This window comes from Sorangium sp. So ce362 (genome assembly GCF_051519845.1).
GTDB lineage: Bacteria > Myxococcota_A > Polyangia > Polyangiales > Polyangiaceae > Sorangium.
In genome coordinates this window covers 3,819,024-3,833,867 of the sequence record NZ_CP150332.1, presented here as the reverse complement: position 1 = coordinate 3,833,867, position 14,844 = coordinate 3,819,024, and the positions used below count along the sequence as shown (strand labels likewise).

Sequence of the window (14,844 nt, the reverse complement as noted above, 5' to 3'; positions counted from 1 at the left end):
CCCGCCAGACGTCCGGCCAGGGTTGGCCGGACGTCTGCGCCGCTCCGCGGCGGCTTCGCCCGGGCGGCCCTGGTGTCGTTTCCTCGGGGCTCCGCCCCAACCCCGGCGTCCGCTTCGCGGCAGCCCTCGCCGCCCCCCGGCGGCTACGGCGAGCCGGCGGCCCCGCCCGTCACTTCCGGGGCGCGGCGCCGCCGCCCTGCTTGGGGGACGTCGACTGCACCGGGCGGAGGTTGATGGTCAGCACCTCGTCACGCGTGAACACCACGAAGCGCGCCTCCGGGGTGTACCCGTCGGCCGCGACCCGGATGCGGTGTCCGGTGCCATCCCGGCTGAAGCGCGCGAAGAACGGGTTGCTGGGGAGCTCGACATCATCGAGGTAGATCTTCGCGTCGAGCGGCGTGGCGATGATCCGGAGCTCGATGAGATTGGCGACGACGGGCGGAGTGAAGGTGGGCGTCGGCCCGGGGCCGGACGTGTCGGCCGGAAGAGGATCCGGCTCCGACGACGTCCAGGGAAACATCGAGATGACCGCCCAGGCGCCGCCGATCAGCAGCACCGAGAGCACGGCGATCCCCGCGCTCCACAGCGCCTTGCGCCGGGTCGACCTGGCGTTGGCGACCATGATCGTCGGGATCGTCTGGCGGTCCGAGATGCTGTCCTCGCGCGAGCTGTCGTCGCCCAGCATCGGGTCCGCCACCGGCGCGGAGAACTGCTGCGACATCTGCGACATCGGCATGCGCTGGGACCACGGCACCGCGGCGCGCTCCTCGAGCACCGGCAGGACCTCGAACTCCTCCGCGCCCTCGCCCGCGACCGCGTGGAGCCGCCCGAGCTGGTCGCTGATCGCGGACCGCACCTCGGCCCGGCGGTTCGCGAACGTCTCGCCGATGAGGCGGCCGATCTCGGCCGACGAGGGGCGCCGGCCCATCGTCGCGAGGTAGGCCTCGACGTCCTCGCGCATCAGGGCCGCCGTCGCGTACCGGTCGTCGGGCGCCATCGCGAGGGCGCGCGAGCAGATCCGCTCGAGCGCTTCGGGCGCCGCGGGCCACCGCTCGCGCAGCTGCGGGATCTCGCCGAACGTGAGCCGCTGGAGGATCTGCACGTCGGAGAGATCTCCCCAGAAGCGCTCGCCCACGACGAGCTCCCAGAAGATGAGGCCCATCGAGAAGACGTCGGCGCGGCGGTCCACCATCGTCGCGAGGGCCTGCTCCGGCGCCATGTACCGGATCTTCCCCTTCACGACGCCGGTGCTCGTGTCCGCGTCGCGCGTCGCCCACTTGGCGATGCCGAAGTCGACGACCTTCGCCTGCCCGTCGTAGGTGACGAAGATGTTGTGCGGGCTGATGTCGCGGTGGACCACATGGAGCGGCTGCCCGTTGAAGTCCATGAGGTCGTGCGCGTAGTGCAGCCCGGCGAGCGCGTCCGAGAGGATCGCCAGGTAGACCGCGCGATGACGTGAGGGGTCGATCTTCCGGCAGATCCGATCGAGCGAGTGCCCCTCCAGGTACTCCATCACGATGTAGTACTGGTCGTCGATCTGACCGCACTCGTACGTCTGCACGACGTTCGGGTGGTTCAGCCGCGCCGCGAGCCTCGCCTCGTCGAGGAACATCGCGTTGACCTCGGGCTCGGTCGCGATGCCCGGCCTGAGCCGCTTGATCACGACCAGCTTCTCGAAACCGAGCGGGCCGCGATGCGCAGCGAGGAAGACCTCGGCCATCCCTCCCTGCCCCAGCTTTGCGATCAGCCTGTATCTCCCGAAGCCTCTCGCGGACTGCACGGGGAGCCGGACGATCATCGATGACGAGGTCACAGCACCCGATCGTTCGTAAGGATTGCTGACTCGTCAAGCAGACTCATGGAGATGTGCCTCCCGAGGACGCCGGCGAGATCTGGGGCCGGAAGCGGACGGCTCCCGGCCCCAGATCTCCGATTATGAAGTAAATTCAGCTACTTAGGACCCGCAGTCGCGCGCGCTCACCCCTCGCCGATGGCGATGCCGAGCGCCTGACGCAGCGCGAAATACTGATCGCTGGTCGAGAAGATGATCAGCTCCTTGAGCTTGTCCTGGGGCGGGAGATCCCCGGGCTGCTGCGGCTCGGCGGCGATGATCTTCTTCGCGATCTCGAGATCGCCCGAGAGGAGCAGGCCGGTGCGCGCCGCGGTGATGTCGACGCACTGGACCCACCGCTTGATGTTCGCCTTCGCACCCTCCGCGAGGAACTTCTTGACCACCATGCGGAGCCCCTCGAGCTGCATCGGCTGCATGAAGCCGCGGAGCGTCTGCGCGGTGGCCATGATCTGCTTCTCGATGTCCTGCGGCACCTGCGTGTCGGGCGCGACGAGCTTGATCCCGGCGAAGAGGAGCACCGTCAGCTCGGTGACCGTCGGGAACAGCGTCTTGATGTAGTGCTCGCCACGGTACATCGCGAGGTGCTTGCCCACGATGAACGTGAGGTCCTGCGGCGAGAACCCTGTCAGGACGGTCTGCCCCGCGACGGACGCCGGCTGCTCGTTCGCCACCGCGACGAGCGCGCCGGGCACGTCGCTCCGCACGTAGAGCCGCGGCGCCGGGAGGCCGAGGACGTTGGCCGCCCAGCCGAAGGTCCGGGCGAACGTCACCGTCGAGGTCGCCGGATCCTGCAGGAACCGCTGATCGAGGACCGGCAGCTCCCTCCTCTGCTTCAGCGTCTCGATCTTCGCCCTGAGCGCGGCCCCCGCGATCATCTCGAAGATCTTGCCGACGTAGAGGTTCTCCTCCTCGTGGAACAGGTTCCTGATCCACTGCTCGTTGTCGAGCCGGCTCTTCGCCGCGATCAGCCCCTGCGGGCGGTAGTCCTCGAAGTACTGCTGCTCGTCCGGATCGGCCTTGCGGAGGAACGCGAGCGCCGCCGCGACGCACCAGGCCTGGTCGTAGCGCTTGCCGTCCACGTACAGGCGGTAGAGCCGCTTGTACGGGTCGATCTTCATCGGGTCGATCTTGACCATCGCCTGGAACTCGCCGGTCGCCAGATCGAACTGCTCCGACTGCTCGTAGAGCTCCGCCAGGATCAGGTGCTCGGTCGCGTCCTCGGGCTTGAGCCGCGACGCCATGCGGAACGTCTCGACCGCGGCCGTCCGGTCGCCGAGCCGGTCGCGGTAGATGAGCCCGAGCGCGTGCCAGAGGCTGTACTCGAGGTCCGTGTTCCCCTTGCCGGCGACCCGGTGCAGCATCTTGCGGTACGCCCGCTCGAGCTGCTTCCACTCCTTCTGCGCCGTGAGGATCTTGTTGATGCGCTCGAAGGCCTCGAGGGAGTGCGGGTTCAGGTCCAGCGTGTCGTTGAACAGCTCCACCGCGCGCGCCGGGTCCTCCAGCTTGTCGCGGTAGATCTGCGCCATCGTGTAGAGGTAGCGGCTCTTGCGATCCGGCTGCGTCTCGAGCTCCGCGATCCGCTGGAGGCAGTCGACCATCTGCTCCCACTGCCCCGTGCGCTGGTAGAGCTGGAGCAGCTTGTGGAGCAGGACGTGGTTCTGCGGCTCGAGATCGAGCGCCTCCTCCAGGGCCTCCACGCCCTTCGAGGTGTTGTTCTCCTTCTCGACCCAGATGTCCCCGATCTCGTTCAACATCTTGAACCGCTCGAGGCCGTCCATGATGTTGTCGAGGATCAGCCGCTTGTAGTGGCAGACCTGCTTGTAGTCCTTGAGCGCGTCGTAGACGGAGACCATCGCCTCGAGCGTCGGCCGGTGCGCGGGGTCGGCCCCGAGCGCCTTCTCGAAGTTGTTGACCGCCTGCTTCGACTGCCCCTGCGCCTGCTTGATGCAGCCGAGCTTGTAGTAGACGGTGGCGCGCTCCTCGGTCTCGACCTCGTCGAGGCTCGTGAGCACCTTCTGGTAGTTCGTCAGCGCGCTCGCCCAGTCGCCGAGCTTGAAGCTCACGTCCGCGAGGCCACGGATCGTCTCCTGGTCGGTCAGATCGAGGTTGTGCGCGGCCGTGTACGCCTTGAGCGCCGCCTCGTCCTTGCCGAGCCGATCGAGGACCCTGCCGAAGGTCCGCTGCAGCCTGTGCTGCTCTGACCGGTCGCGCTTGCCGCTCTTCCTGACGAGCATCTCAGCGAGCGGCTCGGCCTGGGCCCACCGCTCCGTCGAGACGTACTCGTTGAGGAGTGGCATCGCGGCGTCCTCGTTGTCGGGGTCGCTCTGGAGCGCCATCTCGTACGCCTGCACCGCGAGCGTGTGCTCGCCGAGCATGTCGTCGCGGAGCTTGCCGAGCTCGACGAGCAGCCGCGCCTTGGCGCGGGGCGCGTCGGTGTTCATCTGCTCCTGCTCGAGGTAGCGCGCCGCGCGATCCCAGTCGGCCGCGTCGATCGCGATCACCCGCAGCGCCGCCAAGGACGGCACGTGGGTGGGATCGAGATCGAGCGCCATCTCGAAGCGCTCCTGCGCCAGCGTCCGCTCGCCGAGCTTCTCGTCGAGCTGCCGGCCGATCCGGAAGTACATCTCGACGCGCTGCTTGCCGTCGGCGGTCAGATCCGCGACGCGCGTCATGTACTCGATGGCCTTCGCCGAGTTGTCCTGCTTCTCGTAGAGCTTGGCCAGCGACTCCAGGGACGGGATGTGCGTGTCCTGGATCTCGACGATGTTCAGGTAGGCGTCGATCGCGCGGTCGAGGTCCTCGATCTCCTCGGCGTAGACCTTCGCCGTGTGGGACCAGAGCTCGATCTTCTTCTGGCGATCCTCCGCGGCGTTGATGTGCCGATCGTACGTGTTGATGAGATCGTGCCACTGCCGGAGCCGGCGATAGCAGCGCTCCAGGGCCTCGAGCGCGGGCTCGTGCGTCGGGTCGATCTCGACCACCTGCTCGAGCCGCGCGGCCGACAGATCGGGCTTCAGGAACTGCTCCTCCTGGAGGGTCGCGATCTTCATCAGCACGTCGATGCGCTCGCGCTCGGTGGTGACCACGTCGAGCTGCATCTCGAGGACGCGCACGAGATCCGGCCACTGCTGCGTGGTCGTGTACACGCGCTCGAGCCCCCGCATCGCGAGGAGGTTCGACGCGTCGATCTCCAGCACCTCGCGGTAGACCGCGCCTGCCTTGTCGATCAGGCCGAGCTTGGTCTCGTAGAGGCCGGCGGTGCGCAGCTTCACGGACGCGACGACGTCGGGCTCGCTGACGGCCCGCGCCTTGCGGAGCAGGACGTCGACGAGATCGTTCGACTGGTCGCGATCCGTGTAGATCCGCTCCAGCGCCTCGAGGGCCGCGAGGTGCAGCGGATCGACGTCGAGGGCGCGCCTGTAGAAGCTGAGCCCCTGCTCGACCTCGCCCATGTGCTTCTCGAGGACCTCGCCGAGCTCGGTCAGGATCTCCTTCCGGTCGACGTCGATCACCGCGACGTTGAGGGCGTTCGTCAGCATCTCGCCCTGCCGCTGCCACTGGCCGGTCTTCTTGAAGAAGTTCGCCATCTGGCGCAGCACAGCGACGTTGTTCGGGTCGTACGCGTAGATCTGCTGGTAGTACGGCTGGGCGTACTCGGGGTGACCGAGGTCCTCCGAGTACCACTTGGCGAGCCGCAGGCAGAGCGTGATCTTCTGGACCGGGGACGTCTGCTGCTGCAGCCACCCGTTCACCGTCTGCACGAGCTCGGGCCAGCGGTTCGTCGCCTGCGCCATGCGCTCGAGGTACCGGACCGTCTCCATGTCGGAGAAGTCCATCTCGAACGCCGTGAGCAGCGCGTCGAAGGCCTGGGGCCTGTCCTCGAGCTGCTCCTCGAAGACCCGGGCCACCTTGCGGAGGATGTCGGTCTTCTCGTGGACCTCCTCGCGCGACTCGAGCCGCGCGAGGTAGAGCTCGATGAGCGGCTCGCTGCGCCGGGCCGCGTCGTGGAGCTCCTCGAGCGCCGCGAAGGCCTGGTCGTGCGTCGGGTCGAGCTCCAGGACCTTCTCGTACGCGAGCGTGCCCCGGTCCTTCTCCTCGACCTGGTGCTCCCAGATCTGCGCCACCTCGAGGTACTCGCGTACCTTGTCCGCCGGCGACTCGTAGGCCGCCGCTCGGCCCATCTTCACGTCGATGACCTCGACCCAGCGCCCCTCGGCCCGGAGCAGGTTCTCCAGGGCGGCCATCGCCTCGAAGTCCTTCGGGTCGACCTCGAGCAGCTTCCTCCAGGCGTCGATGGCGTCGTACGCCTGCCCGAGGACGTGCTGGTAGGTCGTCCCGAGCTCGCGGTAGAGCGCGATCACGTTCTCGGCCGGCAGCACGTCCCTCGCCCGATCCACCGTCTGGTGGAGCGAGGTCACGATCTGCTCGGGCTCGTTGCGGAGCCGCCAGATCGCCGCGATGGCGTAGAGCGCCTCGAGGTTCGCGTAGTCGATGTCGAGCACGCGCTGGTAGTCGTCGAGCGAGGAGTCGTCGCGGCCGAGCTGCTCGTGGAACAGCTTGGCGCGGCGGAGGAGCACCGCGACGCGCGACTCGTCGTCGAGCGCGATGTCGTAGTGTCGCTCGAGCACGTCGCAGAGCTCGGCCCACTGCCCGACCCGCTCGTACAGGTTGGACAGGGCCCCGAGCGCCTCCGGATCCTCGCCGCGGAGGTCGAGGACGCGCTTCCACGTCTCGACCGCGCCCTGGACGTCGTTCAGCCGATCGGCGAGCAGGTGCGCCATCTTGGCGCGGATGTCGGCCTCCTGGCTGTCGCCCATCGCGTTCTCGAGCTCGCGCTCCAGCACGACCTTGAGCTGGGTCCAGGCCCCCTTGGTCGTGTAGATGCGCTCGAGGGCGCTGATCGCCTGCTCGTTCGTCGTCTCGAGCTCGTCGAAGATGCGCCGGAAGGCGCGGATGGCGTCGTCGAGCTGCCCGAGCCGCTCCTCGTACGTCTGGCCGAGCCGGAGGTACAGGTCGACGAGCTCCGGGCGATCCTCGGTCGCGCGCACCCGCTGCTCGAGGACGCTCGCGAGCTCCGGGTACTGCTCGAGCTGCGTGTAGATCCGGTCGAGGTTCGAGAGCGCCTCGGCCTCGAGCGGCTCGATGCCGAGCACGTACCGGTACGTCTCCTCGGCCTTGGCGACGTCGCTGAGGTCGGTCTCGAAGACCCGCGCGAGCCGCTTGCCGATGCTGGTCTGCACGTCCTTGTCGGCGTGGATGCCCAGCACGTCGGCGTAGGCGTTGGCGAGCAGCTCCCAGCCGCCGTCGACCGAGCCGGCGAGCCGCTCGACCTCCTCGATCGTCTTCTCGTCGCCCGGGTACTCCTTCAGCGCCCGGATGAAGACGGCGAGGGCCCCGTCCGGCGAGATGAGGCGCTCCTCCTGGAGCTCGCCGAGCCGGTAGTACATCGACAGCCGATCCGGCTCCTGGGTGAGGTGGGTGAGCTCCGCCTCGAGCACCCCGCCGAGCTTCTCCCACTCCGCCGCCGCCTGGTAGAGCGGCTCCAGGATCGCGCCGATCTCGATCTGCTTGATCCCGGCCGCGAAGAGCCCCTCGAGGGCCTCGAGCGTGGGCGAGTGCTCGGGGGCTGCGGTGAGCACCTCGCGGTACGCCGCGATGGCCGCCGGCAGGTCGTTGAGCCGCGTCTGGTAGACCACGCCGAGCCGGTACTTGAACTCGAGGATCTCGTCGGGCGACTGGGCGACCTCCGACTCGCGCGAGAGGATCGTCACGAGGTCGCTCCACCGCTCCGTCGCCGTGAACAGGCGGTCGAGCGACGCGATCGCGGTCTGGTTCTCCGGCTCGACGTCGAGCACGCGCCGGTAGCGCGCGACGGCGCTGTCGATGTCGTCGAGCTGCGTCTCGAAGATCTGCGCGAGCCGGAGCCCGAGCTCGACGAAGCGCGACGGCTCCTCGTCGAGCCGGCCGAGCTCCGTGTCGTAGAGCGCGGCGACCTGGGGCCAGCGGTTCACCATCATCGCGAGGCGCTCGAGGTTCGCGAGCGACTCCTCGTTGCCGATGTCGAACGTCACCGCCCGCGCGTACGTCTCGAAGGCGGTCACGTGGTCGCTCAGCATCTCCTCCGAGAGGCGCGCGACGCGGTGGAGCAGATCCACCTTCTCGTACGGGTCCTCGGCCACCCTGACCCGGACCTCGAGCACGCTGATCAGCCTCTGCCACTCGCCGGACGCGTCGTAGATCGGCTCGAGCACCAGCGCGGCGCCGAGCGGATCGCGGCTGCCGTCCTTGATCTGCTCGAGCGCGCGGAGCGTCGGCTCGTGGTCGGGCATCTGCTGGAGGAGATCGCGGTAGAGCTCGATCGCCCGGGAGACGTCGTCGAGGTGCTTCTCGTAGAGCTCCGCGATCCGGTACTGGTAGCTGATGCCCTCGGCCGGGTCCGCGGTGATCTCCGCCTCGTGCTGGAGCACGCTGAGCAGCTCGAGCCAGTTCTGCGAGGTCTGGTAGAGGACGTCGAGCCGCCCGAGCGCCTGCAGGTCGTCCGGATCGATCTCGAGCACCCGCTGGTACGTGTCGATCGCGCTCGCGACGTTGCCGAGCTCGCGCTCGTACACCGCGCCGATCTGGTAGTAGATGCGCTTCTTCTCGTTCGAGTCGAGGACGAGATCGGCCTTCTTCGCGTAGACCGAGAGCAGCTCCTGCCAGCGCGAGAGGCTGAGGTAGAGCTTGGTCAGCGCGTCGATCGCCCGCAGATCCTCGGCGTCGAGATCGAGCACCTTGCCGTAGACCGCGATCGCCTGGTCGTGCCGATCGAGCACCTCCTCCTCGATGCTCGCGGCCTGGAACAGGGCGAGCTTCTTCTCGCTCAGGTCGTCGAGGATCTCCGCCTTCTGCTGGAGGATCTGCGACAGCTCGTTGTACCGCTCCGAGGTCCGGAACAGCCGCTCGAGCGACTCGGCCGCGTGCAGGTTGCGCAGATCGATCTCGAGCACGCGCCGGTAGTGCCCGACGGCGCTGTCCATGTCGCCGAGGTCACCCTCGTAAATGCGCGCGCTCATCGTGTAGAGCGTGCTCGCGAGCTCTGCGTCGGTCTGCTGCGCCGCCAGCGTCTCGAACACGCGCGCCAGGTCGGCGAAGCGACCGGTCGCGCGCGCGAGCCGATCGAGCCCCTCCTGCGTCGACTCCGAGGCCGGATCCTGGCTCAGCGCCCGCGCGTAGGTGTCGAAGGCCGAGCTGAGATCGGCGCCCGCGTCCTCGTAGAGCACGGCGATCTGGTGGAGCAGCTCGACGCGACGGGTCACGTCGTCGCTGCGGCGCACCTGCACCTCGTGCACCCCGATGAGCTTCTGGTAGTCGCCCGACTGGCGGTACAGCGGCTCGAGGATCTCCGCGATCGCGACCTCGTGCTCGGGGAGCTTGCCGAGGCGCTCGAGGGCCGCGAGCGCCTCGACGTTGGTCGGCTCGCGCTCGAGCACCTGCCGGTAGATGTCGATCGCCGAATCGACGAGCCGCATCCGCGACTCGCGCAGCGCGGCGAGCCGGAGCATCAGCCGGATCTGCGCCTCCTCCTCTGCGGCGATGTTGAGCTGCGCCTCGAGGTTGTCCGCCAGCTCCTCCCACATGCCCTGGCGGCTGAAGAGCCCGTCGAGCGCCGAGAGCGCCACAAGGCTCGTGTCGTCGATGGAGAGGACCTCGCGGTAGGCGGCGATCGCCTCCTCCGGCTGCCCGAGGCGCTGCTCGTAGACCTCGGCCATCTGCGCGTAGAGGCCCTCGCGCTCGGCGGGCTCGTGCACGAGCTCGATGCGGCGCCGGTAGACGCCGATGAGATCGCCCCAGCGCTCGGTGCGCCGGTAGAGCGCGTCCATCGCCTCCAGCGACTCCGAGTCGGCGGGATCGATGGAGAGCACGCGGAGGTAGCCGTTCGCCGCCTCCTCGACCTTGCCGAGCCGCTCGTGGGTGCTCGCGAGCCGCATCCAGTACTCGCGGCTCAGCCGGGTGTCGCTCAGCGAATCGGCGATCTCGCTGAAGATGACGTCGAGCCGGTCCCAGGCGCCCGCCTGGGCGGCGAGCGACTCGAGCTCCGCCCGCGTCTCGGCGTGCGACGGGTCGTCCTTGAGCGCCCGCGACTGCGCGTCGAAGGCGCGGTTCAGATCGCTCAGGCTCTCGGCGGCCGTCCGCGCCACCTTCCGGAGCAGCGAGACGCGCGTCGCCGTGTCGCCCTCGGCCGCCGCGAGGATCTCGAGCGCCTGGATCAGCTTCTCCCAGTCGCCGCGCCCCTCGTAGATCTCCTGCAGGATGGCCGCCGCCTCGGCCCGCAGCGACTCGTTCGTGAGCAGCGCCTCCAGCGCGAGGCGCGCCGCGTCGTTGCCCGGATCGAGGATCAGGATTTCCTTGTAGTTCTCGAGCGCTCCGGCCGCATCGTTCAGGTGCTTCTCGAGGGTGCTCCCGAGCCGGAACTTGAGGTCGATGAGCGCCTCCTCGTCGAGCGGGGAGTCGATCCGCTTGCGGAGCACGTCGACGTAGGACTCCCAGTCCTGCTGCTCGCGGTAGAGCTTGTCGAGCGCCGCGAGCGCCTGCGGGTCCGTCGGCTCGTCGTCGAGCACCTGGCGGTACGTCGCGATCGCCTGCACGGCGTCGCGCAGCTCGCCCTCGTAGAGCTCGGCGATGGCGTAGAGGATCTGCTTGCGCTCCTCGGGCTCGGTGACGATGCCGAGCTTCTTCTCGTAGATGCCGAGCAGCTCGCCGAAGCGGCCCGTCTCGCGGTACAGCCGCTCCAGCGCGCTGATCGCGGCCTGATTCTCGCCGTCCGCCTCGTACACGGCGCGGAACTGCGAGAGCGCCTCGTCGATGCGCTTCACCTCATCGAGCAGCACGCGCCCGAGCCGGAGCCGGAGATCGACCCCGAGCGCGATGTCCCCCTCGCTCTCGCCGCGCGCGATCGCCGTCGAGTAGGCGTCGATGAGGGCGTCCCAGCCCTCGGTGGAGCGCGCGGCCCGCTCGACGTCATCGATGCACTGCTCGTCCTGCGGCGCGATCTGGAAGGCCGAGAGATAGCGCTCGAACGCCTTCTGCGGCTCCTTCAGGCGCGTCTCGTAGAGCGCCGCGACCTGCCGGTAGAGATCGAGCCGGGAGACATCGTCCTGGTCGTGCGAGAGCTTCACCTCGATGGCGCCGGCGAGCCCCTTCGAGTTGTTCGCGTGCGTGTAGATCGGGATCAGCGCCTCGGCCGCGGCGAGGTGCGCGACGTCGATCGAGAGCACCTTCTCGTAGGCGCGCGCCGAGCGATCCGCCTTCTGCTTCTGGACCATCCAGAGCTCGGCGATCTTGAGCAGCAGGCTGATCTTGGCCGCGTCGTCGGTCTCCTTCGCCTCCTGCGACTCGAGGACGCGGATGAACTCGTCCCACTTGCCGCTCTCGGCGTAGAACACCTCGAGGTCGTCCCAGCGCTGGAGCTGGAGGTACGCCTTCTTGAGCGCCTCCTGCGCCTTGCGGTCCTGGGGGTTCAGCGCGATCACCTCTTGCCAGGCCTTGACCGCGGCCTCGTCGTCCTTGAGGCGCTCGCCGTAGAGCTGCGCGAGCTTGCTGAGGAGCGCGAGCTTCTGGGTGCTGTCGAAGGTCGTGTCGACCTGCTTCTGAAGCACCCGCGCGAACGCCTGGTAGTCCTTGTTCTTCTCGTAGAGCCCCGCCAGCGCGTTCAGCGCCTCCGGGTTCTCCGGATCGTTCGCGAGGACCTCGTCCCAGAGCTCGATGCAGAAGTCGACCTTCTTCACCCGCTCCGACGCGAGCTTCGCGATCTCGAGGTACTTCGCGGCGCGCTCGCCGCCCTCCGGGAGCGCGGCGGCCTCGCGGCGGAGCAGCCCGATGAGCTTCTCCCAGTCGCGCCGCTTCTCGTAGCTCTGGCGGAGGAAATCGATCGCCTGCGCGTGCTCGCCGTCGATCGCGAGGATCGCCTCGTAGCACTTCACCGCCTCGGCCGCGTTCGAGAACTTGCCCGAGTAGAGCTCCGCCGCCTTCGCGTAGTTCTCGATCTTCTCGGCGGGATCCGAGACCGCCTCGGCGATCTCGATCAGCGTCTTGACGTACTCGTTGTACCGCTTGGCCTGCTCCTGCTTCTGGGCCTTCGCCTTGAGCTCCTCGACGCGGCCCGCGACCTCGGCGGCCGGGGGCGGCGGCGCGGTCGGCCGCCGGCCGACCTCGGAATCGGCAGGCCTGCTCTCGGCGGGAGCGCGCCGCGGCGACGCCGGCTCTGCGCTGACGACCGAGGACCTCGCGTTGCCGTCGTCGTCCGACGCGCCATCGACCGGAACGTCCGCAGGCGTGCTCGCCCTGCCGCTCAGGGGGGAAGTCGCGCTGACCGGAGCCTGCGCGCTGACCGGAGCCTGCGCGCTGACCGGAGCCTGCGCGCTGACCGGAGCCTGCGCGCTCACGGGCGCAGCCGCGCTCACGGGCGCCGGCGTGCTCACGGGCGCCGGCGTGCTCACGGGGAGCGGCGTGACGTCCGCCGCCCGCTCGACCGGCGCGATGGCGACCGGCGCAGGCGTCGCAACAGGCGCGGCGGCCGTGAGACGTTCGCCGATCTGCGCCTCGAACGCACTGACGCTCGGGTGCGTCGGTGCGACCGCCGAGAGCCGCTCGAACCAGCTCCTTGCCCGGATGAGGTTGCCGAGCTGCCGCCAGGCGATGCCGCCCGCCTGAGCGATCATGAACGGGGAGTTGCCGTTCTGGTTCGCAGCGCTCTCCGCCAGCGCCGCGACGCGCTCCCAGTTGCCTTCCTTCGTCCCCCAGAGCTCGCGCAGGTAGGCGAACGCCGCCTCGTTCGAGGGGTCGTACCGGAGCGATTCCTCCAGGAGCTTCGAGCCGATCTCGACGTTCTGGTGCCGCGTGGCCCAGCGGACGCCGAACTTGAACGCCGCCTCGCCGCGCGCCACGCCGGCGCGCGACTCGAGGATGCCACGCTGCGTCTCGACGATCGCCTGCGGCCGCTCCTCCTCGGCGAGCAGCCCCTCGAACATCGCCGCGGCTTGCTTGTCGGAGGGCGCCGTCTCGTACGCCCGCCGGAGCAGGCCCTCGAGCTGGCCGCGATCGAAGCGCTTCGCGAGGCGCGCCGCGCGCAGCAGCAGCCGCTTGCGCTCGCTCGTGGTCGCGCCGGTGTCGGCCGCGTCGACCAGCTCCGCCATGTGCGCGGCCCACGACGACTGATCGACCTGCATGTCGCCGAGGCAGGCGCGCGCCTCCTCGCTCGTCCCGCCCGAGGCGCCGAGCGCGCGCGCGTACGTCGCCGTCGCTCGCTCGAAGTCGCCCGCGTCGCAGAGCACGTCGCCGAGCTCGACGAGGAGCTCCGCGGCCGATGTCCCTTCGGGGGCGTTCCTCAGCTCGAGCTCCAGGAGCTTCTGGACCATGTTGGTCTTGCCGAGGTCCCAGTAGATGGAACGAGCCGACTCCAGCGCCTCGAGCAGCGCTGGATTCAGCTTGTACGCGTCCTGGAAGTGCTTCAGCGCCTTGACGGCCTGAAGGAACTTCTCCTCGAGCAGCCGCCCGAGCTTCAGGTGATATGCCGCCTTCCGGGTCGCGTCCCCTTCGGCCGCAATCCCCTTCTCGAGCTCCTCGACGAGCCCTTGCCAGTCATGAACCGACTCGAGATGATTGAGACGCTGCGCAAGATCCATTGATTATCGACCCTCGGCCCCGACCTTCGAACGGATTGAAACGCCTTACGTGTCCCGCGCCACGCGCGGCATCACGGCTACTGGCCACCGAGCCGCGCGACGAGCGTGTTCGCCGTCTCGCACTCGGTCTTGAAGCTCGCCGCCCTCGATCCCTTGCAGGCGCGCGTAGTGAACCCCTTGAGCATCTGGATCGCCTCCTGCTTGCGCGGCGGATCCAGGGTCGCGTAGGTGCTCCCGAGACTCCAGAGGATCTGTACTGACTCCGGACCATCCGCCGGGGCAACCGCTCGAGCGGCCTCGAGCTCGGTCACCATCTCCGCCGTGGACCCGCGCTCCTGGTAGACCGACGCGAGCAGGCTGTGGACGCCGAAGAGGTACTTGTCCCCCGGCTTCGCGAGCGACTTCGCCTCCTTGAGCACCTGCTCCGCCTCCTTCGTGTAACCGAGACGGGTGTACAGGTCGGCGAGCGCCGCGTAGTAACGGATCTCGCTCGGGTTGTGCTCGATCGCCTTGGTGAGGTTCTCGAGCGCCTTCTGCTCGTCGTCCGTCCAGAGGTAGACGTTCCCGAGCTGCGAGTAGCAGTCCGCGAAGTTGGGATCGTTCTCGATACACTTCTGGTAGGGCTCTTTGGCCTCTTCGTAGGAGATCGTCTTCTTCTTCGCCTGCTGCTCGAGCGCCCAGCCTCGCTCGAACCAGTAGTTGGCGAAATTCGGAGCGATCTGCGTGGCGCGAGCCAGCGTGGATGCGACCTTATCCCACGCATCTCTCTTCTTGTGCGCCATCGCCAGCTTGAAGAAGATGCGGTGGTTCGTGGGGTCGAGCTTGGTCGCTTGCTCGTACTTGTTGGCCGCCCCCTCGGGGTTCACGGCGACCTCCTTGTCGGCCTGATTCGCCAGGATGACGGCCTCCTGCCGATGCCGGGAGCAGCCCAGCCCCGCCGCGCTCGCCGCGACCAGCCCAACCATCAAGAATGCCCCAAGCTTCATCTGCTCACCTTTCGAATGGGATCGGCTCTGCCGGCGTCCAAGTGTCCGCGGGGTCACGCCGCCCCTCTCCAACGGTTCCCGGAGTCGGCTCCGCCGCTCCTCCAACAGTTCCCGGAGCCGGCTACGCCGCTCCATCAGCAATCCGGAGACGGGCTGCGCCGTTCCGTGTGGCACCGTCACAAGCGTCCTGAGGTGGCGCGCGTTCAACCTCGCGCGGCGTCGCGAGAATAGGCGGAGGCTACCGCGGAAGTCCAGGGCTTCGACCCCGGTCATGCGCCGGCCGGCAGCGCCTTCCGGCGAGCCCCCGTCCCCTCCCCCGCGATGACGCACGCCGACGTTGGCC

3 protein-coding genes are annotated in these 14,844 nt (G+C 68.6%); all 3 read right to left on the bottom strand.

The annotated features are described in order from the left end of the window. Positions 1–169: 169 nt before the first annotated feature. Positions 170–1,780 carry a protein kinase domain-containing protein gene (locus WMF17_RS15045; RefSeq protein ID WP_437602760.1) on the bottom strand — a complete coding sequence of 537 codons (1,611 nt, stop codon included), beginning with the start codon at positions 1,778–1,780 and terminating at the stop codon, positions 170–172. A 197-nt stretch (positions 1,781–1,977) separates the two neighbouring features. After that, complete coding sequence (locus WMF17_RS15040; RefSeq protein ID WP_437602759.1) at positions 1,978–13,515, bottom strand: tetratricopeptide repeat protein; 11,538 nt, start codon at positions 13,513–13,515, stop codon at positions 1,978–1,980. A gap of 77 nt (positions 13,516–13,592) precedes the next feature. Further along, positions 13,593–14,501 carry a tetratricopeptide repeat protein gene (locus WMF17_RS15035; protein ID WP_437602758.1) on the bottom strand — a complete coding sequence of 303 codons (909 nt, stop codon included), beginning with the start codon at positions 14,499–14,501 and terminating at the stop codon, positions 13,593–13,595. Positions 14,502–14,844 lie beyond the last annotated feature (343 nt).